Source organism: Micromonospora sp. NPDC047465 (genome assembly GCF_040643125.1).
GTDB lineage: Bacteria > Actinomycetota > Actinomycetes > Mycobacteriales > Micromonosporaceae > Micromonospora.
In genome coordinates this window covers 1-25,880 of record NZ_JBEYTP010000011.1, presented here as the reverse complement: position 1 = coordinate 25,880, position 25,880 = coordinate 1, and the positions used below count along the sequence as shown (strand labels likewise).

Below are 25,880 nucleotides of genomic sequence, written 5' to 3'. Positions count from 1 at the left end.
GGGCCCGGCGGACGTCGCCGGGCACCCCCCGTTCGGCCCGGCGCTCCACCGGGCGTCCCGACCAGTCGACGACAGGGGGCGTATCCGGGGCGTAACCGTCGGCGTTAACGGCGGCGTTATGCGGGGCGCGGCACCATTGGCGGGTGAGAGTGCTGGTGGTGGAGGACGAGAGCCTGCTCGCGGAGAGCATCGCCGAGTGGCTGCGCCGGGAGGCGTTCGCGGTCGACGTCGCGTACGACGGCGACGCGGCGCTGGAGCGGCTCGGCGTCAACGACTACGACGTGGTCGTCCTCGACCGGGACCTGCCGTTCGTGCACGGCGACGAGGTGTGCCGGGCGATCGTGGACGGCGGCGGGGAGACGCGGGTGCTGATGCTCACCGCGGCGGCGGCCGTCCGGGAGCGGGTGGCCGGCCTGGCGCTCGGCGCCGACGACTACCTGACCAAGCCGTTCGCCCTGGTCGAACTCTCCGCCCGGGTGCACGCGCTGAGCCGGCGGGCCCGCCCCGCAGCACCGCCCACGTTGGCCCGGGCCGGCATCGTGGTCGACCCCGGCCGCCGCGAGGTGCACCGGGACGGCCGGTACGTGCCGCTGTCCCGCAAGGAGTTCGCGGTGCTGGTCGAGCTGCTGCGCGCCGACGGCTCGGTGGTCTCCGCCGAGGAACTGCTGGAGCGGGCCTGGGACGAGCACATCGACCCGTTCACCAACGTCGTCCGGGTCACCGTGATGAAGCTGCGCCGCAAGCTGGGCGACCCGCCGGTGGTCGAGACCGTGCCCGGTGTGGGATACCGGATCTCGTGAAGCGCCTCTCCCTCCGGGCCCGGCTGACCCTGATCTACGGCGGCCTCTTCCTGGTCGCCGGGTTGGTCCTGCTCGCGGTCACCTACGTACTGGTCGACCAGCGCACGACGCAGCCGGTCGGGATGGCGCTGCGCGACGCCAAGCCGGTCGTCCAGGGGACGGAGCCGAAGATCAACGGCGTCCCGGCCGAACAGCTGCGGGTGCTGGTCAGCAGGGCCCAGGACGACGCCCGGGACCAGACCCTGTACTCGCTGCTCACCCAGGGCGGTATCGCGTTGCTCCTGGTCTCCGTGGTGGCCATCGCGTTCGGCTGGCTGGTCGCCGGCCGGGCGCTGCAACCGCTGCACCAGATCACCGGGACCGCCCGGCGGATCGCCGGCGCCGACGTGGCCGGACGCGGGCTGCACGAACGCATCTCGCTCTCCGGGCCACGGGACGAGGTCCGGGAGCTGGCGGACACCTTCGACGAGATGGTGGAGCGGCTCGACCGCTCGTTCGACGGGCAGCGCCGGTTCGTCGCGAACGCCTCGCACGAACTGCGTACCCCGCTGGCGCTCAACCGTTCGCTGATCGAGCTGGCCGTCACCCGGCCGGGCGCGTCCGAGGACGTCCGCCGGCTCGGCGAGTTGCTGCTCTCGGTGAACGAGCGGCACGAGCGGCTGATCGACGGTCTGCTCACCCTGGCCGACTCGGAGAACGAACTCACCGCCCGGTCCCGGGTGGACCTGGCCGAGGTGGCCGCGCACGTCGTCGACCAGGCGGTCCGGGCGGGCACCGGGCCGGTGGTGGACCGGGACCTGGCGGCGGCGCCGGTCAGCGGCGACCCGGTGCTGCTGGAACGGATCACCACCAACCTGGTGGAGAACGCGCTGCGGCACAACCTGCCGACCGGCGGGTGGGTCGGAATCCGCACCGGCGTGGTGGCGGGGCGGTCGACGCTGACCGTGAGCAACACCGGCCCGGTGGTGCCCGGCTACGAGATGGCGGCCATCTTCGAGCCGTTCCGCCGGCTCGCCGGCGAGCGGGTCGGCGGTGGCCGCGGGTTCGGCCTCGGGTTGTCCATCGTCCGGGCGGCGACCCGGGCGCACGGCGGCACGGTGACGGCCCGCCCCCGCGACGGCGGCGGGCTGGACGTCACGGTCGAGCTACCGCCCGCCTGACTCCCACCCCGGGGGGAGGGCGGCCGTTGCCTCAGCGGAAGAAGGCGCGCAGCAGCGCGGCGCTCTCCGACTCCAGGACGCCGCCGTAGACCTCCGGCCGGTGGTTGAGCCGGCGGTCGCGCAGCACGTCCCAGAGCGAGCCGGCGGCCCCGGTCTTCGGCTCCCAGGCGCCGAAGACCACAGTGGACACCCGGGCCAGCACGAGCGCGCCCGCGCACATCGTGCAGGGTTCCAGGGTGACCACCAGCGTGCAGCCGTCGAGCCGCCAGCGGCCCAGCCGCTCCGCCGCCCGGCGCAGCGCCAGCACCTCGGCGTGCGCGGTCGGGTCGCCGGTCAGCTCCCGCTCGTTGCGCCCCGTCGCCAGCTCGGCGCCGTCCGGCCCGTAGAGCACGGCGCCGACGGGGATGTCGTCGGAGCTGTCCTCGCCCGCGCCGCCGGGGGGCTCCGCCGGCCCGGTGACCGCGACCTCCAGCGCCCGGCGCATCCACAGCTCGTGCCGCTGCCGCCGGCCGGCGCCGTCGGGGTCCGCCAGCTCCTCGTGCGCGCCGGGCCCGACCCGGCCGACCGAGCCCGGGGTCGGCTGCCCCGGCCGTACGGTCTCCAGCGCCGGATCGGTGGCGTCGGCCGGCTCGCCGCCGCCGGCCCCCGACCGACCCGGCCCGGCGACACCGGACGGGTCAGACCTCACGCAGTTCCTCGACCTCGTCGGCGCAGCCGAGCATCAGGCACACCTCGGCGGTCACGTCGGCGGGCATCATGCCCTCCTGCGCGCAGAGGTTGAGCAGCTTCTGCGCGGGGATGCCCAGGTCGGCCAGGAGGTCGGCGTCGCCGACCGGGTCGGCCTCGGGGTCGACGGCGGGCTGCTGGCTCTCCTCGTCGCCGGACGGGGCCGGGCGCGGCTCGTCGGTGTCGTCCATCCCCGTCACCGAGGTCTTCAGGTCCCCCACCAGCAGCGCGCCCAGCCGGGACTCCTCCGCGTACGCCGAGTCGGAGCCGAAGACCCGCAGGTCCTCCCCCTCGTCCAGGCGCAGGATCACCAGGTACGCGTCGTCCGCCTCGACGAAGAGCAGCGACAGGTCGGCGTCCTGGTCGACGTCGCGCAGCCGGTCGGCGACGTCGTCGACGTCGGTGACGCCCCGCAGGTTCACCTCGGCCGCGGTCCAGCCGCCGCCGTCACGCACGACCGCCGCAGCGAAGTACGACACGGTCCCCCCAAAAAAGCCTCGGCACGCCGACCCGTTACGCGTGCACGTTAGCCGGTCGGGTCGGCAGGCGACCGGTCAACGCCCCGAAGGGCCGGTCAATCCTGAGGAAACTCTCGTCAGCCGGCGACGCGACGGCGGGTGGCGATGAGCTCCCGCAGCCGCTCGCTCCGCACCCGCTGCGGCCGCTCGCGCTGGCGGACCGCCCGGGCACCCGCCAACTCGGCGAGGAGCTGCTGGCGGCGACGGCTGCGCTCGGGATCGAGCCGCGGAGTGGTCCAGGCCATACCGCCGAGAGTGCCGAGTCCGCGCGGCCACGTCAAGACGGGATTCGCTGCGCAGCCGACCCGCGACGCAGCGCAGCCGCGCCCGCCGCGCGGACCTCCCCGTGACCGGGGACTACCAGAGCGGCCAGTCCCCGCTCGACGCCCAGCGCACCGCCACGACGGCGGCGGCGATGCTCCACCCGCCGGCGGTGACGATCGCGATGCCGGTGGCCACCCCCCGGTCGCCGGCGCGGACCAGCAGCAGCGCGGCCAGCCAGGCCAGGCCGCCGGCCGCCACCGTCCACCAGGCGTACTCGGACACGCTGCGGCCGAGCAGGCCGAACAGGAGCAGCCAGACGGTCGCCGCGCCGCCGCCCACGGCGACGCCCACGCCGGTGACCGGGTGCGGCTCGCGGTAGGTGGGCCGCGACGGCGGCCCGGCGGGGAAGAGCCCCGAGGGGGCACGCGGCGCCGGGCGCAGGTCCGGGTCGGGCGGGAAGGCGTACGGTCCGGTCGTCACCCTGCGCCTCCCCTCTGCCGTGCGGCTCGTCCCACCGTACCGACTCTGTCAGGATGTCCGGATGCCCTCGCCGACGATCCGACGCCGCCGTGCGCGTCCGGCGTACCCGGTCCTGCTGTTGCTCGTGCCGGTGCTGGCCGCCGGCTGCGCGACGAGCCGGCCCGGGACGGCACCCGGCACCCCCCGCCCGAGCCTGCCGGCCACGGCCGCGCAGCCGGCGCCGTCGTCCGCCGTCCCGACCGACGCCGCCGTCCCGACCGACGCCGCCGTCCCGACCGGCCCGTCGGTGGCGCCGGCCCGCGCCGGGCTGCCGCACGTCTTTCCGGTACGCGCGACGAACGTCGCCTACCACCCGACCCACTCGGCCTACCCGGGGACGGACATCTTCGCCGACTGCGGCGAGCCCGTGGTGGCGGTGACCGACGGCGTCGTCCTTGAGGTCAGCCGGGTGGACCGGTTCGACAAGCGGGGGCCGCGAGGGCCCTACAACGGCGGGCTGTCGGTCTCGCTGCTCGGCGACGACGGGGTGCGCTACTACGGCTCGCACCTGCGCCGGATCGCCGACGGGATCGACGCCGGCGTGCGGGTGCGGGCGGGGCGGCTGCTCGGCGAGGTCGGCCGGACGGGCAACGCGAACAACGTCTGCCACCTGCACTTCGGCATCTCCCCGCCGTGCACCGGCCGGGACGGCTGGTGGATCCGGCGGGGCGTGGTCTGGCCGGCGCCCTACCTGAACTCGTGGCGGCGCAAGGGCAACCGCGAGCCGGCCGCCGAGGTGGCCGCGTGGCACCGCCGGCACGGCTGCCCGAAGGCCCCGGCGACGACCGGCTGACCGCGCCGCAGGTCGTCCCTGCGACCGGCGGCGCGGAGGCGTATTTTCCTTGGAATGAGCGCCCGGGACCCGATCGCCGATCTCCGCCGGATCGCCTTCCTCCTGGAGCGGGCGAACGAAGCGACCTACCGGGTCCGGGCGTTCCGGTCGGCGGCCACGGCCCTCGCCGCGCTGCCGGCGCGGGAGGTGGCCGAGCGGGCCCGCACCGGCAAGCTCACCGAGCTGTCCGGGGTCGGCGACGTCACCGCCCGCTGCGTCGCCGAGTCGCTCGCCGGCGAGGAGCCGGTCTACCTGCGCCGGCTGGTCGCCACCGAGGGCACCGACCTCGACGCGGCGGCGACCGCGCTGCGCACCGCGCTGCGCGGCGACTGCCACACCCACTCCGACTGGTCCGACGGCGGCTCCCCCATCGAGGAGATGGCGCTCGCCGCGGTCGAGCTGGGCCACGAGTACGTGGTGCTGACCGACCACTCGCCCCGGCTGAAGGTGGCCCGGGGCCTGACCGCGGACCGGCTGCGCCGCCAGCTCGACCACGTGGCGAAGGTCAACGAGGCGTTGCCGGAGGGCTTCCGGATCCTGACCGGCATCGAGGTCGACATCCTCGCCGACGGTTCGCTGGACCAGGACGAGAAGCTGCTGGCCCGCCTCGACGTGGTGGTCGGCTCGGTGCACAGCGGCCTGAACGACGACCGGGCGAAGATGACCCGGCGGATGCTGGCCGCGATCGCGAACCCGCACCTGGACATCCTCGGCCACTGCACCGGGCGGATGGTGTCGTCCCGGCCGGCCGGCGTGCAGGGGCCGGGCGACCGGGCGCACCGGCCGCGTACCCGGCCGGAGAGCGACTTCGACGCGGACGCCGTCTTCGCCGCGTGCGCCGAGCGCGGAGTGGCCGTGGAGATCAACTCTCGGCCGGAGCGGCAGGATCCCCCGAAGCGGCTGATCCGCCGGGCCCTGGAGGCCGGCTGCGACTTCGCCATCAACACCGACGCGCACGCCCCGGGGCAGCTCGACTGGCAGCGGTTCGGCTGCGAGCGCGCCGCCCTCTGCGGGGTGCCCGCCGACCGGGTGGTCAACACGTGGGACGCCGACCGGCTGGTCGACTGGGCGCGCGAGCACGCCGCGAGCTGAGCCGTCGCCTCGCCGGCCGCCCGGGGCCGGGGCGCGCCCCGGCCCCGGGACCACGCGGCACCGCTCAGCGGTGGGTGGCCCGCGCGACGTCGGCCCGGGGCCGTTCAGCGAGAGGTGGCCGGCACGATGGCCGGCGCGGCGACGTCGGCCGCCGCCCGACGCCGGCCGATCAGGCCCTGCGAGACGGCGACGCCGAGCAGCACGATCAGCGCGCCGACCGGCTGGTGCCAGGTGAGCCGCTCGTCGAGGGCGAGGGCGCCGATCAGCACCGCGAAGACCGGGATCAGGTAGGTCACGGTGGAGGCGGTGCTCGCCCCGGCGACCCGGATGTTGCGCATGTTGATGACGAAGGCGAGGCCGGTGCCGAGCGCGCCGAGCGCCAGCACGCTGGCCACCACCTCGACCGAGAGGCCGGTCGGCGCCGGCGGCGCCCCCGCGACGAACGGCGCGACGACCGCGAGCTGCGCCGCCGCCATCAGCAACTGCGCCGCCGAGAGCGAGAGCCCGGAGTGCGTGCTGCCGGCGACGAACTTCTTCTGGTACGGGATGGCGACGCCGTAGCAGGCGGCCGCGCCGAAGCACATCAGCTGCCCGACGAAGTGCGCCCCGCCCACGCCCTGCCAGACGCCGAGCACCACCAGCACGCCGACGAAGCCCAGCGCCAACCCGACCGCGCGCCGGACGGTCAGCCGCTCGGTGCGGAACACCAGCACCGCCAGCGGCAGCACGATCAGCGGGGTGGTCGCGTTCCAGATGCCCGCGAGCATCGACTCGACCCGCTGCTCGCCGTAGCCGAAGAGGGTGAACGGCACGGCGACGCCGAACGCGGCGACCACGGCCAGGTGCGCCCAGACCCGGGGCTCGCCGGGCAGCCGGTCACGGAGCACGGCGAGCACCACCAGCAGCGTCACCGCGCCGGCGACGACCCGGTAGAGGGTGAGGTGCAGCGGATGCAGCTCCTCGACGCCGACCTTGATGAACAGGAAGCTGGAGCCCCAGATCGCCGCCAGCGCGACGAACCCGGGCAGCCAGCTCCGCAGCGCCGCCCGGTCAGGGGTGATATCCGCTGTCACTCCTGACACTCTGCCGCAGCCCCACGACAATGTCCCGCGACTTTCGGACGTCGTGTCGACCACCACAGCGACCGTCCTACCGGTCGGGACCGCGCCAGTGGAGCGCTGCCACCGGGGTCTTCGCCGGTGCCGGGCCGGCGCGCCGTCACCTGTCCGGGCCGACCTCGCGACCGCTGCCCTGAACACCGCAAACACGCTCGACAACTCGGCGGCCGCGTCGCGTAGGGTCGCAGCGTGGGACGAATCGATGACCTCGCGAACCGGTACGTGGCCGACTGGGCGCCGCTGAGCCCGACCGGCGCCACCTACGTCGGCATTGCCGGCTACGACGGCCAGCTCGACGACCTGTCACCGGACGGATACGCCGCCCGGGCCGGGCTGATCCGACAGACCCTGGCCGACCTGGACGTGACCGAGCCGGAATCAGAGTCGGAACGGACCGCCAAGGAGGCCATGCAGGAGCGGCTCGGCCTCGACCTCGCCCGCTACGAGGCGGGCGAGACGACCAGCGAGGTGAACGTGATCGCCAGCGGCCTGCACGAGGTCCGCATGGTGTTCGACCTGATGCCCACCGAGGGCGACGACGCCAGGGCCAACATCGCCGCCCGGCTGAACGGCTTCGCGGGCGCGCTGGAGGGCTACAAGGCGACGCTGCGCGAGGCGGCCGCCGCCGGCCACGTCAGCTCCCGGGTGCAGTTGGTCGAGGTCGCCAAGCAGTGCGACATCTGGACCGACCCGGACGGCGACAACTTCTTCCACGGGCTGGTCGAGCGGCTGGGCGCCGACGGCAGCCTCGGCGCCGAGCTGCGCCGGGGCGCGGCGGCGGCGACCGCGGCGACCGCCGAGTTCGGGCAGTTCCTCCGCACCGAGCTGGCCCCGCTGGGCCGGGAGAAGCAGGCCGCCGGCCGCGAGCGCTACGAGCTGGCCTCGCAGTACTTCCTGGGCGCCAAGGTCGACCTCGACGAGACGTACGCCTGGGGGTTCGAGGAGCTGGCCCGGCTGGAGACCGAGATGCGGGCGGTGGCCGCCCGGATCGTCGGCCCCGGCGCGAGCATCGACGAGGCGGTCGCGGCGCTGGACGCCGACCCGGCCCGGACCATCCAGGGCAAGGAGGCGTTCCGGGACTGGATGCAGGCGCTCGCCGACAAGGCGATCAGCGACCTGAACGGCACCCACTTCGATATCCCGGAGCAGGTCCGCCGGATCGAGTGCTGCCTCGCCCCGACCAGCGACGGCGCAATCTACTACACCGGCCCGAGCGAGGACTTCTCCCGCCCGGGTCGCATGTGGTGGGCGGTGCCGCAGGGCGTCACGGACTTCTCCACCTGGCGCGAGGTGACCACCGTCTACCACGAGGGCGTGCCGGGTCACCACCTCCAGGTCGCCCAGACCGCCGTCCGCGCCGAGCTGCTCAACCGCTGGCAGCGGCTGCTCTGCTGGGTCTCCGGGCACGGCGAGGGCTGGGCGCTCTACTCGGAGCGGCTGATGGACGATCTGGGTTACCTGGACGACCCGGGCGACAAGCTCGGCATGCTCGACGGGCAGGCGTTCCGGGCCGCCCGGGTGATCGTCGACATCGGCATGCACCTGGAGCTGGAGATCCCGAAGGACAACCCGTTCGGCTTCCACCCGGGCGAGCGCTGGACGCCGGAGCTGGGCTGGGAGTTCATGCGGGCGCACTGCCGGGTGCCCGACGAGAACCTGCGCTTCGAGCTGAACCGCTACCTCGGCTGGCCGGGGCAGGCCCCCTCCTACAAGGTGGGCGAGCGGATCTGGCTCCAGGCCCGCGACGAGGCGAAGGCCCGCAAGGGCGCCGACTTCGACCTGAAGGAGTTCCACCGCCAGGCGCTCGACCTGGGCTCGCTCGGGCTCGACCCGCTGCGCAGGGCGCTCGCCCGCCTCTGAGGTGCGGTGCGGGGCCGGAGGGACACCGGCCCCGCACCTCGAATGTCGGAGGACCGTCGCCCACCTGCCACGGTGGGCGACGCCCGACGACCTGCTACCGGCCCCCGGCCTCGCCGTCGCCGCCCCGCACGGGCGCCCCGGACGTGACCTCCTGCTGCTCTCCCGACGCGGCGGCGTCGCTGTCGTCGGCGCGGTGCCGCGCGGCGGCGGTGGCCCGCCGGCCCGAGAGCACCAGCCAGAGGCCGACGAGCAGCGCCAGCGCACCGACGACCGCCAGCGCGAGCGGGATGGTCCGACCGATCAACTGCAGCTTGTCCCGGTTGCTCCCGGCGGACTCCACGCTGTTGGCGATGGTCTGGTCGGTGTAGACGAAGTCGGCGTCCAGCAGCGCGGTGGCCGTGCCCTGGTCCGGCACCAGCGTCTTCTTCTGCTGCTCCCGCACCTTGACGAAGTTGCCGCTGACCGGCTCGACCCAGATGGTGCGGGTGTTGCTGTACATCACCTTGCCGCTGGTCGCGCCCGGCGCGAACGCCCCGAGCAGGCCGCTGACCCGGTCGGCCGGCAGGCCCAGGTCGGTCTCCTCGATGACCTGCTGGAACCGGTACGCCTCGATGCCGTCGACCTTCTCGGTGCCGTCGAACCGGATCGGCAGCGCCTTGCGCACGTCACGGTCGAAGTACTCGTAGTCCTTGCGCTCGGTGTGGAACGGGAACTTGTAGACCTGCCCGCTGAAGGTGACCTCGCTCGGCCCCTCCGGCCCGTCGGCCTGGAGGAACTGCTTGTCCCACTCGACCGCGGCAGCGGTCGACCGGTCCAGCGCCAGCTCCGCGGAGTACTGGCTGATCACCTCACCGGTCTGGGTCCACTTGACCGTGCCGTACGCCCCCCAGACGACCGCCTTGCCCTCCAGGTCGCCGGTCATCTCCGCCTCGGTGACGCCGGCCTGCGGCGCCACCTCGGTGGTGGCCTCCAGCGTGCCGGTCTGGACCGTCGGCGGGGCGTCCTTCTTCAGCTGCAGGAACTTCGCGTTCTCCGCCACCGCTACGCTCGGCTTCAGGCAGCCCTCGGGCTTGCCCTCCGCGTTGCAGAGCGTGAGGTCGTACGGCAGTTTCGTCACCGTAGGTGCCACGAAGAACGCCGCTCCCGCGGCGAGCACGAGACACAAGACGCCTATCCCGAACAGCACGGCGCCCAGGCGAGCCTTCACTGATCCTCCCAACAAAGACAGTCAGCCGGTGTCCGGCGAGGGGGTCCTGTCCCTAAACTTGGCCGCAGGTTACTCCCGGGTTACATATTCACGCGACCCTCTGGACGGTTGATGTCTGCGCCAACCACCGATCAGGGCCTCCGCCGGCTGCCCGCGCTCGACGCCGTACGGGTGATCGGCGCGCTGGCCGTCGTCGGGCACCACGTCGGGTTCGCCACGGGCGCGAACACCAACGACTCGGGGCTGGGCAGCTGGCTGTCCCGGCTCGACGTGGGCGTCGCCGTCTTCTTCGTGCTCTCCGGGTTCCTGCTCTTCCGCCCGTACGCGCACTCGCTGGCGACCGGGCAGCGGCCCCCGTCCGCCCGGCGCTACCTGTGGCGACGCGCGACCCGGATTCTGCCCGCGTACTGGGTGACCGTGGTGGTCTGCCTGCTGGTGCTGCCGCAGAACCGGCCGGCGTCCACCGGCGACTGGTGGCGGCACCTGACGCTGGCCCAGATCTACGAGCCCCGGCAGTTGCGGCACGGCCTCAGCCAGACGTGGAGCCTCGCCACCGAGGCGGCCTTCTACCTGCTGCTCCCGCTGCTGGCCGCGCTCCTGCTCGGCCGCCGCTGGCGTCCCGGCCGGGCGACCGTCGTCATCGTCGTGGCGGGGCTGGCGGTCACCGCCGGCTGGGTGGCCCTGATGGGGCTCGGCCTGCTCGACCTGGGCCTGCACACGATGTGGCTGCCGTCCTACGCCGGCTGGTTCGGCGCCGGCATGGCGCTGGCCACCGTCCACGTGTCGCTGCGCACCGGCACCGGGCACCGGTGGCGGTGGCTGGACGACCTCGGCACGGCGCCGCTGGCGTGCTGGTCGGTCGCGCTCGCCGCGCTGGCCGTCGCCACCACGCCGATCGCCGGGCCCCGGGACCTGGCCGAACCCACCGCCGCCCAGTTCGGACTGAAGATGGCGCTGTACGCCGTGGTGGCGGTGATGCTGGTGCTGCCGGTGGCGTTCGGGCCGGACACCCGGACCAAGGCCGTCCTCGGCGGCGTCGTCGGCCGGTGGCTCGGTCGGGTCTCCTACGGGCTGTTCCTCTGGCACCCCTTCGTGCTGGAGGGGGTCTACCTCCTCACCGACCGGCCGAACTTCACCGGCGACACGGGCCAGATCTTCCTGCTCACCGTCGCCGGCGGGCTGGTGCTCGCCGCGCTCAGCTACTACGCCGTCGAGCGCCCCTTCCAACGCTGGAACGGGCCGTGGCCGCGCCGCGGCGAGAGCACGACCGAGAACCAGAGCACCGTCACGGCCGCGACCGCCGCCAGCTGAGGCGCCGCGGCGGTATGCCCGCCGCGGGTCACCGCGTACCAGCCGGCCAGCGCGAAGCAGCCCACCGGCAGCCAGCGTCCGGCCACCCGGTACAGCCGGTGCAGCCGGCGCCGGTCCGGCGGGTGCAGCTGCGGCTCCAGCACGTGACCGGCCAGCACACCGGCCGCCGCCAGCATCGCGACCGCGACCGCCGCCAGGCCACCGAACAGCAGCAGCGCCGCCCCACCGAAGACCAGGGCGAGCAGTCGGTGCCGGCGGCGGCGCGCCGGAGCCGCCAGCGGTGGCGGGACCCGCCGGCTCGGCAACGCGGCGGCCACCCCGACCCCGCCCAGCAGGATCGCGCCGACGCCCAGCGCCACGACGTAGCCGTCGTCCGGGGCGAACCGGAGCAGCACCTCGCCGGAGAAGCCGGCCGGCACCAGCCAGCCCTGCTGCCAGCCGTCCACCACGAACGGGGTGAGCCGCCTGCCGCCCGCGGTGGCCTCCCACCCCGCGTTGGCGTTCTCCCGCAGGGCCAGCACCCGCTGGCCCGGATACGCATCCAGGTGCAGCGACCGCCGGGTGGCCGCCCAGCCGTCCACCCGGACCGGGGTCTGGGTGGCCTCCGGCGCGCCCGCCGTGCCGGCCGCGCCGCCGGCGGTGGGCCCCGGGACGACGGCGTCGGGGGTGAGGACGAGCCGGGTCGGCGTTGCCAGGCGGCTCGCCGCCGCCACCACCCGCACCTCCCCGCCGGCCAGCGGCAGCGGGTCCTCCGCACGGGCGCCGCAGAGCACCGCGTCCACCTCGCGCAGCTCCACCAACTCCCGCCGGCTCGCCACCAGCGCCGTCCGGCGCCGGTGGGTCCCGACCTCGACGGTCGGCCCGGTGCCGCAGGGAAGCGTGACGTGCTCCTCCGGGTCGTTGCGCAGCACCGGGCCCTCGGGCAGCACGATCAGCTCGCCCACGCCGACGGGCAGGCTCCGCGACAACCGCCGGTACGGGTCGAAGGTGTTGGCCGGCACGACGTCGGAGATCAGCACGGTGATCTGGTCGGTCTTCAGCGGCCGGTCGAAGACCAGGCTGCCGCCCTCGTCGAAGACGCCGCCGCGCATGCCGCCGCCCCCGATCACGGTCGCCTGCCACGGCCGGGCGGCCGCTGCCGTGGGTGGCAGGGTCACCTTCAGCCCGGCGATCTGGCGCGCCTTGGGCCAGGTCAGACGCAGCCACGGTTGCCGGTCCGACGCGGCGGCGTACCACGTGGTCGCCGGATCGCCGTCGACGACCGCGCCCGGCCGGGCCGCGGGGTGGGTAACGCCGATGCTGGAGGCGGCGACCGCCGGAGTGATGCCGCGCGCGGCGGCCGCCTCGCCACCGCCGTCGAGCAACGCGTTCAGGGCGCTCCCCGCCCGGGGACGCACCCGCAGCGCCACGTCGTAGTCGGCGGCGATCGGCAGGCTCAGCGTCCGGTCGATCCGGTCGCCGTCCTCGGACTCCCGGGCGAGCCCGCCGTCGCAGATCGGTCGGCCCTCGTCGAAGACGCAGGGCGAGGCGCCGGCGGCGGCCGTGAGCACCACGGCGGCCGGGGCGGCGCTGGCCGGCGGCGCGGGCACGGCCAGGGTCCGCTCGACCCGCAGGCCGGGGATGGACAGCTCGGCGATGCCGACGCCGCCGAAGCCGGCCCGGATGTCGAAGACCTGGTCGACGGAGACCCGGACCCGGCGGGTCGGGTGGCCGGCGGGCACCGTGACCTGCACGCTCTGGCCCGGGTTCTCCACCACCGCCTGCTGGTTGCCCGCGGCGACGGTGATCCGGGTGGGCAGGGAGTCGGCGCCGGTGTCGAAGGTGAGCCGCACGTCGCGGACCACCTGCGGCTCGGTCAACTCCACCTCCAGCCACTGCTCGGTGGCCAGGGTGCCCGGCGCCGAGCGCCAGGAGGTGGCGAGGCCGCCGTCGAGCGCCGCGTACGGCTGGTGCGCCGGCCGGCCGCCGACCAACGGCTGGGCGTCCGACCAGGAGCTCGACGCGGTCACCGACTCGATGCCGAGGTAGCGCACGGTGGTCGCCTGGTCCTCGCCCCACGGCGGCAGGTAGTCCCGGGCGGGCGCGCCGAGCCGCGACTCGTCGGCGGGCGTCATGGTCGCCGAGGCGTTGTCGTGCGGTTGTCCGAACGCGACCTCACGCCGGCGCAACCCGTCGGTGAGCACCACCGGGCTGCCGGCCAGCCCCGCCGGCCGGTCCCCCGCCAGCACCGTCGGGGCGTCCGAGAGCCGGCCGGCCGCCGCGATCTGGAGCAGCGACTCCGGCCCGCCCACCACCGTTGTGAGCCCCTTCGTGTCGTACGCGACGACCGGGCTGACCGGCTTCTCGACCTCGTACACCTCCAGGGCCCGGACCTTCACGTCCAGCCCGTGGTCGACGAAGTTGCCGGGCAACTGGCCGCCGCCGACCTCCGGCCCGAAGGCGCGCACCGCACGGATGCCGGGCGAGCGTTGCAGCGCCTGCCGGACCACCACCGGCTGGGTGGCCCCGGAGCGCCCGTAGTCGAGATCGGAGCGGAGCAGCAGGAAGCGCACGCCCGAGCGGGCGAGCAGGTCGGCCAGCCCGGCGGAGCCCTCGCCGTTGGCCAGCGCGGCCTCGACGGTGTCGAGCAGGCGGATCGTGCCCGGCGGGGTGAGCGGCACGGAGCTGCGCACCGCCCAGCTGCTCTCCAGCAGGGGCTGGGTGACCTCGTCGCTCGGGCTGCCCCAGAGGTAACGGGGGAACCGGGCGGCGGGCACCACCAGCACGCGGTCCATGCCGAGGTTGCGGTCCAGCCAGGACGTCGCCTGGTGCCAGTAGCCGGGCACCTCGCGGAAGCTGCCCTGGGCGGGCAGCCCGGCGGCCAGCGCCGGCGCGGCCACCCCGGCGACCGCGACGAGGGCGGTGCCGGTGACCAGGTTGGCGCGCAGCCGCACCGGCTGGAGCAGGCGGGGCAGGCCCGGGTTCAGCTCGGGCCGGTCGGCCGCCCGGGCCGCCCGCGCCACCAGCCCGAGCAGGTGGGCCAGGCCGAGGATGAGCGGCAGCCGGAGCACCACGTCGAACTTGTGCACGTTGCGCAGCGGTGCGCCGGCCGCGTCGAGGAAGTCCCGCTGCGTCTGCGCGCCCAGCCCGTCGACCGCGCCGACGTGACCGAGCCCGACCAGGGCCAGCCCGACCAGCAGGCCGGTGACCAGGAGACGCCGGTGCGGCATGCCCCGCCGGGCCAGGCCGACCAGGCCGAGGCCGGCGACCACCAGGGTCGCGACGACCAGCGGTTGCTCGGTGGCCAGCCGCCAGCCGGCAGACCAGGGCGGCCCGTACGCGCCGTTGAGGTACGCGTGCCAGTGCGAGGCGCCGCGCAGCACGGTGGTCGTGTCGGTGGGTGCGGTGGTGACCGGCGCCGTCTCGATGTAGTCGAGGAACGGCGGACTGTACCGGCCCAGCAGGAGCAGGGGCACCAGCCACCAGGCGGTCGCCGCGCCCACCGCCAGGCCCCAGGCGGCCAATGCCCTGATCCGCAGCCGGAACGGGTGCAGGCCGACCAGCAGGAGGCCGGCCAGCGGCACGACGGCCAGCACCGCCGTCGCGTTGACGCCCCCGGCACACGCCACCACCAGCGCGGACCGGGTGACCGCGCGGCGCACCGACCCGCCCCGGGCCAGCCCCACTAGGGGCACCAACACCCAGGGGGCGAGGGCGCTCGGCCACGCCTCCACCGAGATCGGGCCGAGCTCGGTGACCAGCCGGGGGGAGAGCGCGAAGGCGACCCCGGCGACCAGCCGGGCCCCCGGCGTGCCGATGTGCAGCCGCTCGGCCAACCGGACCACGCCGGTGCAGGCCACTGTCATGAGCAGCGCCCACCAGAGCCGCTGCACCACCCAGGCCGGGATGGCGAGCAGCTTGCCGAGGAGGAAGAACGGGCCCATCGGCCAGAGGTAGCCGTACGCCTGATTCTGGAGCTGGCCGAAGGTCCCGTCCGGGTCCCAGACGTGCAGCGCGCGACTCAACCATCCGGCCGGATCGACCGCCAGGTCCACTTTGGTGTCGATGACGATCATGCCCGGATCCTGGAGGAACGCCAGGGCCGACAAACCGAGACAGACCGCGACCAAGCGAAGACGCCACACCCTTTTCGATGTGTCGTCCGGCCGATCGGTCAGCTCCGGACGGGCCGGCGCCTGCTGCATGTCGCCTCCGATGGGGCATTGCGGGGGGCGTGACGAAGCCCATAGTGTGACGCGACGCGAAGACTACTCGGCAGTAGGAGTAAGTGTGGAAGCACCGCCTGCCGCCAACCGGCACGTACTTTTCCTCAACTGGCGTGACATCCGGAACCCCGAGGGCGGCGGCTCGGAGGTGTACGTCGAGCGGATCGCCGGGGAACTCGTACGCCGGGGCCACCGCGCCACGCTGCTCTGCGCCACACACTCCGCCGGCCCCGCCGAGGAGGTCACCGCCGACGGGGTGCGGGTGCTGCGTCGCGGCGGCCGGCACACCGTCTACCTGCGTGCCGCGTTGGTCTACCTGGCCGGAGCGCTGGGCCTCGGTCCGCTGGCCCGGCGTCGGGGTGGCCGACCGGACGTGATCGTGGACGTGGGCAACGGCCTGCCCTTCCTCTCCGCCCTGTACGCCCTCTGCCCGGTGATCGCGCTGGTGCACCACGTGCACCGGGAGCAGTGGCCGGTGGTGCTGGGCCGCTGGCTGGCCCGCTTCGGCTGGTGGGTGGAGTCCTGGCTGGCCCCGCGCGTCTACCGCCGGTGCCGGTACGTGACGGTCTCCGAGGCCACCCGCCGGGAGCTGGCCACCCTCGGCATCGACCTCGCCCGCATCGCCGTCGTGCACAACGGCACGCCGGACATGCCCGTCGGGCCGGTGCCGCGCACCCCGCACCCGTCCCTGGTGGTGCTCGGCCGGCTGGTGCCGCACAAGCAGGTCGAACTGGCCCTGCACGCGGTCGCCGGGCTCGCCGGCGAACTGCCCGGCCTCACCCTCGTGGTCGCCGGCCAGGGCTGGTGGGAGCCGCACCTGCGCCGGCTCGCCGACGAGCTGGGCATCACCGACCGGGTCCGGTTCACCGGCTTCGTCAGCGACGCGGAGAAGGGGGAACTGCTCGCCAGCGCATGGGTCGCGCTCACTCCCTCGCTGAAGGAGGGCTGGGGACTGACCATCGTGGAGGCCGGGGCGGTGGGCACGCCGACGATCGCGTTCCGCGGCGCCGGCGGGGTCGAGGAGGCACTCGTCGACGGCGAGACCGGCCTGCTCGCGGACGACGTCGACGACTTCGTCGCCAAGGTGCGGGTGCTGCTCACCGACGACGCCCTGCGTACCGCGATGGGCGCGGCGGCGCGGGCGCACGCGGCCCGCTTCACCTGGCCGGTCTCGGGCGAAAAATTCGCGGCCCTCGTGGCGAGGGCCGCGAACGTTCGGGCGGTGGTGCCGGCGGAGCAGATGGAGCCGGTGGAGCCGTCCTACCTCGCGCCGTAGACCAGCGGCTTGTTGGCGCCGCCGCTGCCGCCGTCCGAGCTGGTCCGCGCGGACTGCTCGGCCTTGGCGGCCTCGGACGACGAGGTGCCGGTGAGGGTGGTGGCCAGCGCCACCGACCCGAAGACGCCGAGAGCGACCGCGATCACTCCGGCGAGAACCAACGAGAGAGCACTGCGCATGGTGCTGACTTCCTCCTCGTGAGCTGCGTGCGCGGGACGTTACCACCAAGTAGCGACGGTGGGGAGGGCCGCGAGGACGATCGATACGGGCCGGTGGGCGCGCTCGCCGCCGGTCAGCCGCCCGCCATCGGGTTCTCGTACAGGGTCAGGTCCGTGCCGGCGTACTCCTCGCGGAGCCCGAGCAGCGTCGCCGGGTCCACCCGGTGGCCGCCGACCACCCGTTGCACCACCACCCAGCGCACACCGGTGGCCGTCACCGGAGCACCGGTGGCGAGCACCCGCCGCACCTGCGCCGCCCGCGGATTCTCCCCGCTCACCTCGCTCGGGCCGACCCAGAGCGTGTCGTCGACGAGTACGTCGGCGTCGACGTAGCGGGGCAGCGGGTCGAGCGCCGTCCGACCACCGTTCCACGGGTACGCCCGGTAAGCCCCGAACGGCAGCGAGAGCACCTCGCCCGGCCGGCCGTCGAGGCGGGCGGCGACGGCGTTCCAGTCCGCCGGATAGGCCACCGGTCGCAGCCGGCCGGCCGCGCCGAAGGCCAGGTCCGGCAGCACCACCACGGGCAGGACCAGCGCCCCGGCGAGCACCGCGCCCGCGCCCACCCGACCGGCCCGACCCGCCGCCTCGGCCAGCCGCTCCACGCCGAGCGCGAACCCGACGGCGACCAGCAGGGCGTACGGGACGAGGAACTTCTGCCCGTCGCGCAGCACCCCGGCCCCGGGCACCGTGGCCACCGACCACTCCAGCAGCCCGCTCAAGCCGGGCAGCACGCCCAGAGCGGCGAGCAGGAAACCACCGGCCGCCAGCCCGGCGAGCCGGTGCGCGAGCCCGCCCGACCACCGCCGGCTCAACGTCCGGTAGCCGAGGACCGCCACGGCCAGCACGACGGCGGTGGCCACCGGCGCCAGCGGGGACGAGCGGCTCACCGGCGTCGTCTGCGCGTTCCAGATCCCGCCGGTGCCGGCCAGCGCGCCGAGCGCGCCGCTCCAGTTCTCCGCCCGCGCCGCGAACGCCGCCACCCCGTCGGGGTCGGTCCGGGCATCCGCCCGGGTCAGGGCCGCCGCCACCAACCAGGGCGCGTTCAGCAGCAGCACGAGTCCCACCGCGGCCGCCCCGACCCGGCCCCCGGCCCGCCTCGGCACCAGCACGACGGTGCCGGCCAGGGCGATGAGGCCGCCGGTCGGGGTCACCGCCGCGGGCACCGCGGCCAGCACCAGCAGCGGCAGCGCCCGCCGCCCACCGGCCCGCAACCGGATCACCGCCGACACCAGCCACGGCAGCGACGCGTACGCCAGCAGCAGTCCCCAGTGCCCGATCAGCAGCCGTTCCGCCAGGTATGGCGTCCACGCGTACCCGACGGCGGCCACCAGCCGGGTGACCGGGTGCCGCGCCGGCACCAGCAGCCCGGCGCCGACGGTGGCGAGCAGCAGCACCGCGACCAGCACCAGCCGCTGCACCAGCCAACCGGGCACCACCTGACTGGCCAGCGACACCAGGGCGTCCAACGGCACCGCCCGGGGCAGCGAGTCGGACGGGACGACGAGTTCCGCGCGCCACGGCTGGTGCGGCACGAAGACCATGTCGTAACTGAGCACGTAACCGGGCGCCGCCAGCGGCGCCAGCACCAGCAGGGTGACGGCCAACCCGAGCCCGGCGAGCATCGACCTCTCCCGCAGGGTTGACCTCCTCACTACGCTGACCGGGCGTGGCACCGGCGTGGCGCCACTGTACGCGCGCCCGCCGCACAGCCGGGGGTGCCGGCGACCCGGGGCGGTGATGGGAACGGAATCGGACAGGCGCGGCCGGGCGACCGGTCTCGGCGCCGCAGGGGTGGCCGTGACGCTGGCCGGTGTCTTCGTCAACGGGTTGGCCTACGTGGTGCCCGTCCTCGGCGCCCGGCACCTCGACCCGGCGGAGCTGAGCGCGCTGGCCACCCTCCTCGCGCTGGGCGCGATAGGCGGTGTGGCCGGCACCGGGCTGCAGATCGCGGTCGCCGTGCACCGGGCCCGCCACGGTCACGCCGCCACCACCCGACCGACCGTGCTCACGCTCGTCGTCACCGCCGCGCTGCTCGCCGTGACGCTGCCGGTGGCCGCCGTGCAGCTCCGGCTGGCCGCCCCGGCGGTGCTGCTGCTCGGCGTGCTCACCGTGGCGGTCGTCGCGGCCGGTCGCTGGCTCGGCGAGTTACAGGGCGACCAGCGCTTCCTGCGGCTCGCCGGCGGCATGGCGCTGCTCGGCGCCGGCCGCTACGGGGGCATGGTGGCGGGGCTCTCGCTCGGCGGCGGGCTCACCGGGTCGCTGCTGGCCGGGGCGGTCACCTCGGTCCTGGTGCTCGCCCTGCTGGTACGCCTCAACCGGGGCTCCGGCATCGACCCGACGGCACCCTCGCTCGCCACCCGGACCGTGCTCACCGCCAGCGGCGCCACGCTGGCGATGCTGGTCGTCTCGTACGTGGACCTGCTGCTCGCCCGCCGCTTCCTACCGCCGGACGTCTCCGGCACCTACGCCGTCGGCACGGTGCTGACCAAGGGCGCCCTCTGGGCGCCGCAGGTGGTGACCGTGATCGCGCTGCCCCGCCTGGCGAAGGGTGACCGCCGCGCCCTGGTCACCGCGCTGGCCCTGGTCGCCGGCGCCGGGACGGTGCTGGTGCTGGGCTCGGCGCTGGCCGGCGGGCTCGCCTTCCGCCTGGCCGGTGGCCCGGCGTACGCCGGGTCCGGCCGCTACGCCCCGCTCTTCGCCGCCACCGGCGCCCTGTACGCGGTGGTCTTCATCCTGGTGAACGCCCGGGTCGCGGCATCGGCCCGGTGGCCCGCCGCTCCACTGTGGCTGTCGACGGTGGTGTACGTGGCCGCGGTCGCGACCGTCGTGCCACGGACCATCGCCGGGATCGCCGGGGCGGCCCTGGTGACGGCGGCAGTCACCGCCGTGGCGACCGGGCTGCTGACAATGGCTCACGAACGCGGCGACAGGTCGAAACCCACCCGGACGGCCACTACCCACCCACCGGGAGCACATGGCACAGTGCGGGACGGATAACCAGGAGACGGGGGTTTCTGGTGAGCGTCCGCATGACCACGACCGGATCCCGCCGACGGAACGACCGTCCGCACACCCGCTGGCTGCTCGTGCTGTACGCCGCCGCGCTGGTGGTCACCCTGACCGCGGGCGTTCCGGGCCCTGCGCGGGCCGAGGGCGGCATGTCGGCCGAGCGGCTCACCGCCCTCTTCGACCGCTACGGCGACACCTCGGGCAGGTGGAACGGCGCCGACCGGACAGCCTCCGTCCGGCTCCCCGACGGCCGGCTGCTCTGGCTCTTCTCCGACACCTTCCTCGGCCCGGTCGATTCGGACGGCTCCCGGCCCGACACCGCGTCGTTCATCAACAACTCGATGGTCGTGCAGCAGGGCGACGAGCTGCGCGAGACCGTGCACGGCGGCACCGCCGAGGAGCCCGCCTCGCTGGTGCCACCACCGGCCGCCGACCAGTTCTACTGGGTCGGCGACGCCCAGGTCGTCGGCCAGAGCCTCCAGATGCTGGTCAACCGCTACCGCCGGACCGGCACCGGCCCGCTGGACCACGTCCTGCTGGGCACGTCGCTGGCCACCTTCGCGTTACCCGGCCTGGCTCCCACCGCCGTCCGGCCGCTGCCGTTGGGGCAGCGGATCTCCTGGGGCTCCGCGCTGCTCCGCGACGGCGGGCACACCTGGATCTACGGCACCGAGGCGAGCGGCGAAACCAAGTTCGCGCACGTGGCCCGGGTCGCCGGGGACGACCTCACGGGCCCGTGGGAGTTCTGGACGGGCAGCGGCTGGGCGCCCGAGGTGAACCGGTCCGCCCGCGTCCTCAGCGGCGTCGGCACGTCGTACGGCGTGCAGCGGGTCGGGGACCGGTACGTGCTCGTGACCCACGAGAACAACCTCGTGTTCAGCGGCGACCTCGTGGCCTACTCCGCCGCCGGGCCGACGGGGCCGTTCGAAGGGCCGGACTACCTGCACAGCGCCGCGGAGACCGACGCCGGGCACCTCGTCTACGACGCCGACCTGCACCCCGACCTGGCCCGTCCGGGAAAGCTGCTGATCTCGTACAACGTCAACAACGTCGACGACGCGGTGACGTACGCCGACGCCGGCGTCTACCGGCCGCGTTTCGTCGAGGTCGACTGGCCCCGCCCCCGGCCGGACCGGGCCGACGTGCCGCCAGCTCCGGCCGCGCTCACCGCCGACGCCCGGGGCGCGGGCAACGCCGAGCTGCGCTGGCGCCCCGTCCGGGCCGATGACGACCCGCGTTACCTGGTCCACCGCCGAGACGTGACCGCCGGCCAGACCCACTTCGTCCGCATCGGCGAGCCGACCGCCGAGCCCCGCTTCTCCGCCGACTTCCTCGTCAACGGCCACGAGTACGAGTTCCGGGTGACCACGCTCGGGCGCCGGGGCGAAGGCCCGCCGTCGCCGGTGGCGCGGATGACCGCCACCGTGCCGCCACCTGCGCCGCCCGGCGGGCTGCGGGCGACGGCCGGGCGGACCGGGGACGTCGCGGTGCGCTGGGACCCGCTGCCGTTCGTCCAACTGTTCCGGCTGTACCAGCGCGACGTCACATCGGGTCAGCGGGCGCCGGCCCTGGTCGGCACGTTCACCGGCACCAGCGCGACCGTCGACTCGCTGTGGCACGCGCGGACGTACGAGTTCACCGTCGTCGCGGTCGGCGGCGGCGGGGACAGCCAACCCTCCGCGCCGGTCCGGGCCACCGCGTTCGTCACCCCGCCGGCCGCGCCGGCCCGGCCGACCGCCAGCCCCCAGCCGGACGGCGACATCCGGCTCAACTGGGCCGGCCTCGGACCGGGCGTCTCCTACCGCGTCTACCGACGGGACGTGACGGCGGGCGAGACCCGCCTCGGCTCGCCATCGCTGGACACCAGGGCGAACCACCTCGCCCGGCACCTCCGACACGACCACGAGTACGAGTTCGCCGTCAGCGCCGTCAACAGCGGCGGCGAGGGGCCCCTCTCCCCGCCGGTCCGGGCCCGGGCACGGTTCACCGCGCCGGAGGTGGTGCCGGCCGGCCTGCGGGTGACGAAGATCGGGCCGGGTCAGGTGGAGCTGGCCTGGCGCTCGACCAACCCCGGCGGATGGCACCGCGTCTACCGGCGGGACCTCACCGCCGGCGAGCGGGAATTCACCGAGGAGAAGGTGGCCGTGCAGGGCACCGAGGCCACCATCCACCAGCTGCGCAACGGCCACGAGTACGAGTTCGCGGTCGCCGCCGCCAACCAGGCCGGTCCGGGTCGGCTGAGCAGGCCGGTCCGGGCCACGCCGCGGCTGCCCACGCCGGGCGGGCTGGCGGTGACGGCGAGCGGCAACGGTGAGGCGCGGCTGAGCTGGCGTCAGGCCGGCCCTGGCCTCGCCTACCGCGTCCAGCTCCGGGATGTCACGTCCGGTACGAGCTGGCGGACGGATCCGTACCCCGTGGCCGGAACCGACTTCACCGCCGTACTGCTGACCCGGGGCCACCGCTACGAGTTCCGGGTCGCGGCCACCGACGGCGTCGACACGGGCCCGCCGTCCGCGCCCGTCGCCGTGCTCGTGGAGTGAGTCAGGCTCCGGCGGCGAGCCAGGATCGGAGCAGGTGGTGGTCGATCGAGTCGACCCGGCCGAGCGGCCACCCGGCGGCCACCCGCTCGCGCAGCTCGTCCCGGGTGAACCAGCGCGCCTCCAGCAGTTCCTCGCCGTCCACCCGCACCTCCTCGGACGCGGCGGTGGCCCGGAAGCCCACCATCAGTCCCGCCGGGAACGGCCACGCCTGCGACCCCACGTACGTCAGGTCGGTCACCGTCACCCCGGCCTCCTCGGCCATCTCCCGCCGGACGGCGTCCTCCAGGCTCTCGCCCACCTCCACGAAACCGGCGAGCGTCGAGTACGCCCCCTCCCGCGCGCCCGCGTGCCGGGCCAGCAGGCAGCGGTCCGGTGCTCCGGGCGCCTCGACCAGCACGATGACCGCCGGTTCGATCCGGGGAAAGAGGAGCCGGCCGCAGTCCGCCCCGGTGCAGGACCGGACGTGTCCCCCGCCCCGGGCCACGGTCGACGCCCCGCAGGCGCCGCAGAAGCGCTGCTGCCGGTGCCAGTGCAGCAGCCCCCGCGCGTACGCCTGGACGGCCGCCTCGGCCGGACCGAGGCGGCCGACCAACGCCCGGACGTCCACGGCGGCGCCCGCCCCGGCCGCCTCGACGGCGGCTGCCTCGGACAGGCCGGAGAGGTCCACCGCGAAGACGGCCGACGTGTCGTCGCCCATGCCCAGGAAGGCGGTCTCGTCGGCGACGGCGAGCACCCCGGCCGCCAGGTCGCCGGTCAACCGCACCGGCACGTCCTCCGCGACCAGGCAGCGGTCCCGCCAGAGCGGCAGGACGACGCTGCCCGGGTCTGCCATCAGCGCCGCGATCCGCTCCGGGTCGGCGCGCAGTTCCCCCGCCCGGTCCAGCCAACCGCCGCCGTACGCCAGGACCGCCTCGTCCGCTCGCATGTCCCTACCGTGCCATGGCCGCCGCCGCGCCCCGCGCCCGGGCGGCCCCCACCGACCCGCCGCGCGACACGCGCCGCCGCAACGGGAGGGGCGCAGACTGCCGCCGCGCCGGGCCGCCGGTTACCGTAGGTGTCTTCCGGGCGGGGCGAGCGCTCCCCCCTTTGTGGTATGCCCTTATCGAGGTGACCGTGACGCTGTACGGCGAGAAGAGCCCACCCGCCGACGACCGGCCCACCGTGCAGGTCACCGCGGTGACCTGGCCGGGTGACGAGCCGGCACCCGTCGTGCCCGTCGGCCGGCCGGGCGGGGGGTCCCGGTCCCGCCGGGGCCGCCTGCTGCTCGCCGCCGGTGTCGCCACGGCGGTGCTGGCCTCGGTGGCGGGGGTGGGCGCCTACGCGTACGCCGGTGACGTGCCCCGCGGGACGACGGTGCTCGGGGCGGAACTCGGCGGCCGGAGCCGCGCGGACGCCGCCCGGGAACTGCGGGCGGCGCTGGACCGCCGCGCCGCCGAACTCGCGGCCCCCCTGTCGGTACGCGTCGGCGAGCGGACCGCCGAGATCGTCCCGGCCGAGGTCGGCCTGGCCGTCGACGTCGACGCCACCGTGGCGGCGGCGGCCGAGGCGGACGCGCACGCGGTCGACCGGCTCGTCGGGTCCCGCGCGGTGCAGCCGGTGGTGACCGTGGACGTCGCCCGCCTCGACACCGCCCTGAAGAAGGCGGTCGGCGACCAGGGCCGGAAGATGACGATGCCGGCGATCACCTGGAAGGGCACCACGCCGAAGGCGGTGCACCCGAAGCCGAGCCTCGCGCTGGATCCGGAGCGCTCCGCGCAGGTGGTGCGGGAGGGCTGGCTGAGCCGCCAGCCGGTGACCGTGCCGCTGGTCGAGACGCACCCCGTGACCACCGCCGAAGAGGTGGACCGGCTGGTCGCCGAGCTGGCGGAGCCGGCCGTCGCCGCGCCCGTCACGCTCACCACCGACAAGGGCTCCGTGCAGATCCCGCCGAAGGCGATCGCGAGGAGCCTCCGGTTCACCGCCGACAAGGCCGGCAAACTGACCCCGCAGGTCGACGTGAAGCGGCTGCGCGCCGCGCTCGGCGACGACCTGGCGACGATCGAGATTCCGCCGAAGGACGCCCGGATGACCATCTCCGGGGGCAAGCCGAAGGTCGTCGACGGCAAGCCGGGGCAGCAGCTCGACAGCGCCGCCCTCGGCCGCGACCTGCTGGCCGTCCTGCCGAAGGCGGAGGACCGGAAGGTCACCGGCGAGCTGAAGCCGGCCGAGCCGGAGCTGACCGCGGAGAAGCTGGCCGGGCTCGGCATCAAGGAGCGGGTGTCCACGTTCACCACCCGGTTCACCGGTGGGCTCTCCTCGCCGCGCAGCCAGAACATCATCACGATCGCCAAGGACGTGGACGGCACGGTCGTGCTGCCCGGCGAGACGTTCTCGCTCAACGGGCACACCGGCGAGCGCGGCTACGCCCAGGGCTACCGGGACGCCCCGGTCATCCTGAACGGCAAGCTGGTGCCGGGCGTGGGCGGCGGCACCTCGCAGTTCACCACCACGCTGTTCAACGCGACCTACTACGCGGGCCTGGAGGACGTCGAGCACAAGCCGCACTCGTACTGGTTCAGCCGGTACCCGGCGGTCATCGAGTCGACCATCTTCTGGCCGGACCTGGACTTCAAGTTCCGCAACAACACCGAGTACGGCGTCCTGATCGACACCTCGTACACGTCCAGTTCCATCACGGTGTCCATCTGGAGCACCAAGATCTGGGACAGCGTGAAGACGGAGTACAGCCCGCGGCGCAACATCACCCAGCCGAAGACCGTCTATCTTGAGCCGGGCCCCACCTGCATCCCCGCCAGCGGCAGCCAGGGCTTCACCCAGGACGCCTTCCGGGTCATCAAGAAGGACGGCAAGGTCGTGAAGCGGGAGAAGTTCACCTGGCGCTACGACGCCGAGCCGCGCTTCATCTGCGCCCGCGAACCGTCCTGACGTCCGTCCCACTTCCGCACGTCGCTGCCCCGCCTGCCCCGCCGGCGGGGCAGTTCCTTTCCGGCGTACGCACACCCGCGCGGGCTCTCTCTCGCCAGGCGGCGGATCTCGGCCGGCTGTGTGACTTCTTCGCCCTGATCGGCTGGGATGGTGTGGGCCTGCCTCAGTCCCGTTGGTGTGGCGCCCTAGGTGGTGGGGTGGGTGCTGTCTGAGCGTTTGTTGCGGTGTCGGGTGGGTGGGGTGGGGCCTGGGGGGGGGCGGGGGGGGGGCGGGGGGGGGGGTAGGGGGCCCGGGGCGCCC

20 protein-coding genes are annotated in these 25,880 nt (G+C 74.8%); 10 read left to right on the top strand and 10 right to left on the bottom strand.

Translation table 11 applies throughout. The annotated features are described in order from the left end of the window. The first annotated feature begins 143 nt into the window (after nucleotides 1–143). Together ABZ793_RS12940 and ABZ793_RS12935 are read left to right on the top strand one after the other, a co-directional pair. A complete protein-coding gene (locus ABZ793_RS12940; protein ID WP_357456290.1) occupies nucleotides 144–800 on the top strand; it encodes a response regulator transcription factor in 657 nt (218 codons plus the stop codon). Next, the gene (locus ABZ793_RS12935) at nucleotides 797–1,960 is read left to right on the top strand and encodes a HAMP domain-containing sensor histidine kinase (protein ID WP_357456287.1); all 1,164 of its coding nucleotides are present in this window, start codon (nucleotides 797–799) and stop codon (nucleotides 1,958–1,960) included. The genes ABZ793_RS12940 and ABZ793_RS12935 overlap by 4 nt, the downstream gene beginning before the upstream one ends. 31 nt (nucleotides 1,961–1,991) lie before the next feature. Here ABZ793_RS12935 and ABZ793_RS12930 read toward each other — a convergent pair whose 3' ends face one another. The 4 genes from ABZ793_RS12930 to ABZ793_RS12915 form a co-directional block, all read right to left on the bottom strand. Next, nucleotides 1,992–2,444, bottom strand: a complete 453-nt coding sequence (locus ABZ793_RS12930) for a nucleoside deaminase (protein WP_350709639.1) — start codon at nucleotides 2,442–2,444, stop codon at nucleotides 1,992–1,994. A 193-nt stretch (nucleotides 2,445–2,637) separates the two neighbouring features. After that, the gene (locus tag ABZ793_RS12925) at nucleotides 2,638–3,165 is read right to left on the bottom strand and encodes a tRNA adenosine deaminase-associated protein (protein ID WP_357456284.1); all 528 of its coding nucleotides are present in this window, start codon (nucleotides 3,163–3,165) and stop codon (nucleotides 2,638–2,640) included. 116 nt (nucleotides 3,166–3,281) lie between these two features. Further along, nucleotides 3,282–3,449 carry a hypothetical protein gene (locus tag ABZ793_RS12920; protein ID WP_350709602.1) on the bottom strand — a complete coding sequence of 56 codons (168 nt, stop codon included), beginning with the start codon at nucleotides 3,447–3,449 and terminating at the stop codon, nucleotides 3,282–3,284. A gap of 112 nt (nucleotides 3,450–3,561) precedes the next feature. Beyond that, entirely contained in the window at nucleotides 3,562–3,909 is a 348-nt protein-coding gene (locus ABZ793_RS12915) for a hypothetical protein (protein WP_357456581.1), read from the bottom strand. A gap of 100 nt (nucleotides 3,910–4,009) precedes the next feature. Here ABZ793_RS12915 and ABZ793_RS12910 point away from each other — a divergent pair, with 100 nt between their 5' ends. Then, on the top strand, nucleotides 4,010–4,780 hold the full coding sequence (locus ABZ793_RS12910; RefSeq protein WP_357456279.1) for a peptidoglycan DD-metalloendopeptidase family protein: 771 nt from the start codon (nucleotides 4,010–4,012) through the stop codon (nucleotides 4,778–4,780). A gap of 54 nt (nucleotides 4,781–4,834) precedes the next feature. Next, nucleotides 4,835–5,911 carry a PHP domain-containing protein gene (locus tag ABZ793_RS12905; RefSeq protein WP_357456276.1) on the top strand — a complete coding sequence of 359 codons (1,077 nt, stop codon included), beginning with the start codon at nucleotides 4,835–4,837 and terminating at the stop codon, nucleotides 5,909–5,911. A 104-nt stretch (nucleotides 5,912–6,015) separates the two neighbouring features. Here the strand turns inward: ABZ793_RS12905 and ABZ793_RS12900 are convergent, their stop codons facing one another. Then, nucleotides 6,016–6,984 (bottom strand): DMT family transporter, encoded by a 969-nt coding sequence (locus tag ABZ793_RS12900; RefSeq protein ID WP_357456273.1) that lies wholly within the window; start codon nucleotides 6,982–6,984, stop codon nucleotides 6,016–6,018. A 234-nt stretch (nucleotides 6,985–7,218) separates the two neighbouring features. Between ABZ793_RS12900 and ABZ793_RS12895 the strand changes: the two genes are divergently transcribed. Beyond that, on the top strand, nucleotides 7,219–8,889 hold the full coding sequence (locus tag ABZ793_RS12895) for a DUF885 domain-containing protein (RefSeq protein ID WP_357456270.1): 1,671 nt from the start codon (nucleotides 7,219–7,221) through the stop codon (nucleotides 8,887–8,889). Nucleotides 8,890–8,983: 94 nt separating this feature from the next. Here ABZ793_RS12895 and ABZ793_RS12890 read toward each other — a convergent pair whose 3' ends face one another. After that, a complete protein-coding gene (locus ABZ793_RS12890; RefSeq protein WP_357456267.1) occupies nucleotides 8,984–10,096 on the bottom strand; it encodes a DUF3068 domain-containing protein in 1,113 nt (370 codons plus the stop codon). A gap of 111 nt (nucleotides 10,097–10,207) precedes the next feature. On the opposite strand from ABZ793_RS12890, the gene ABZ793_RS12885 reads away from it, so the two are divergent. Next, entirely contained in the window at nucleotides 10,208–11,407 is a 1,200-nt protein-coding gene (locus ABZ793_RS12885) for an acyltransferase (RefSeq protein ID WP_357456264.1), read from the top strand. Here ABZ793_RS12885 and ABZ793_RS12880 read toward each other — a convergent pair. Further along, nucleotides 11,299–15,591 carry an alpha-(1->3)-arabinofuranosyltransferase gene (locus tag ABZ793_RS12880; protein WP_357456261.1) on the bottom strand — a complete coding sequence of 1,431 codons (4,293 nt, stop codon included), beginning with the start codon at nucleotides 15,589–15,591 and terminating at the stop codon, nucleotides 11,299–11,301. The two genes, ABZ793_RS12885 and ABZ793_RS12880, sit on opposite strands and share 109 nt — an antisense overlap. 85 nt (nucleotides 15,592–15,676) lie before the next feature. Between ABZ793_RS12880 and ABZ793_RS12875 the strand changes: the two genes are divergently transcribed. Further along, a complete protein-coding gene (locus ABZ793_RS12875) occupies nucleotides 15,677–16,888 on the top strand; it encodes a glycosyltransferase family 4 protein (protein ID WP_357456259.1) in 1,212 nt (403 codons plus the stop codon). Here ABZ793_RS12875 and ABZ793_RS12870 read toward each other — a convergent pair. Then, entirely contained in the window at nucleotides 16,873–17,067 is a 195-nt protein-coding gene (locus ABZ793_RS12870; RefSeq protein WP_350709619.1) for a hypothetical protein, read from the bottom strand. The genes ABZ793_RS12875 and ABZ793_RS12870 overlap by 16 nt on opposite strands. A 113-nt stretch (nucleotides 17,068–17,180) precedes the next feature. After that, nucleotides 17,181–18,728, bottom strand: a complete 1,548-nt coding sequence (locus ABZ793_RS12865) for a hypothetical protein (protein ID WP_357456255.1) — start codon at nucleotides 18,726–18,728, stop codon at nucleotides 17,181–17,183. Between the two features lie 175 nt (nucleotides 18,729–18,903). Between ABZ793_RS12865 and ABZ793_RS12860 the strand changes: the two genes are divergently transcribed. Then, nucleotides 18,904–20,103 (top strand): polysaccharide biosynthesis protein, encoded by a 1,200-nt coding sequence (locus tag ABZ793_RS12860; RefSeq protein WP_357456252.1) that lies wholly within the window; start codon nucleotides 18,904–18,906, stop codon nucleotides 20,101–20,103. A 32-nt stretch (nucleotides 20,104–20,135) separates the two neighbouring features. Continuing rightward, nucleotides 20,136–22,655, top strand: a complete 2,520-nt coding sequence (locus tag ABZ793_RS12855; protein ID WP_357456249.1) for a fibronectin type III domain-containing protein — start codon at nucleotides 20,136–20,138, stop codon at nucleotides 22,653–22,655. Nucleotide 22,656: 1 nt separating this feature from the next. Here ABZ793_RS12855 and nudC read toward each other — a convergent pair whose 3' ends face one another. Further along, nucleotides 22,657–23,580 (bottom strand): NAD(+) diphosphatase, encoded by a 924-nt coding sequence (gene nudC, locus ABZ793_RS12850; protein ID WP_357456246.1) that lies wholly within the window; start codon nucleotides 23,578–23,580, stop codon nucleotides 22,657–22,659. Nucleotides 23,581–23,762: 182 nt separating this feature from the next. Here nudC and ABZ793_RS12845 point away from each other — a divergent pair, with 182 nt between their 5' ends. After that, nucleotides 23,763–25,580, top strand: coding sequence for a VanW family protein (locus ABZ793_RS12845; RefSeq protein WP_357456243.1), 1,818 nt, complete (start codon nucleotides 23,763–23,765; stop codon nucleotides 25,578–25,580). Nucleotides 25,581–25,880: the final 300 nt, after the last annotated feature.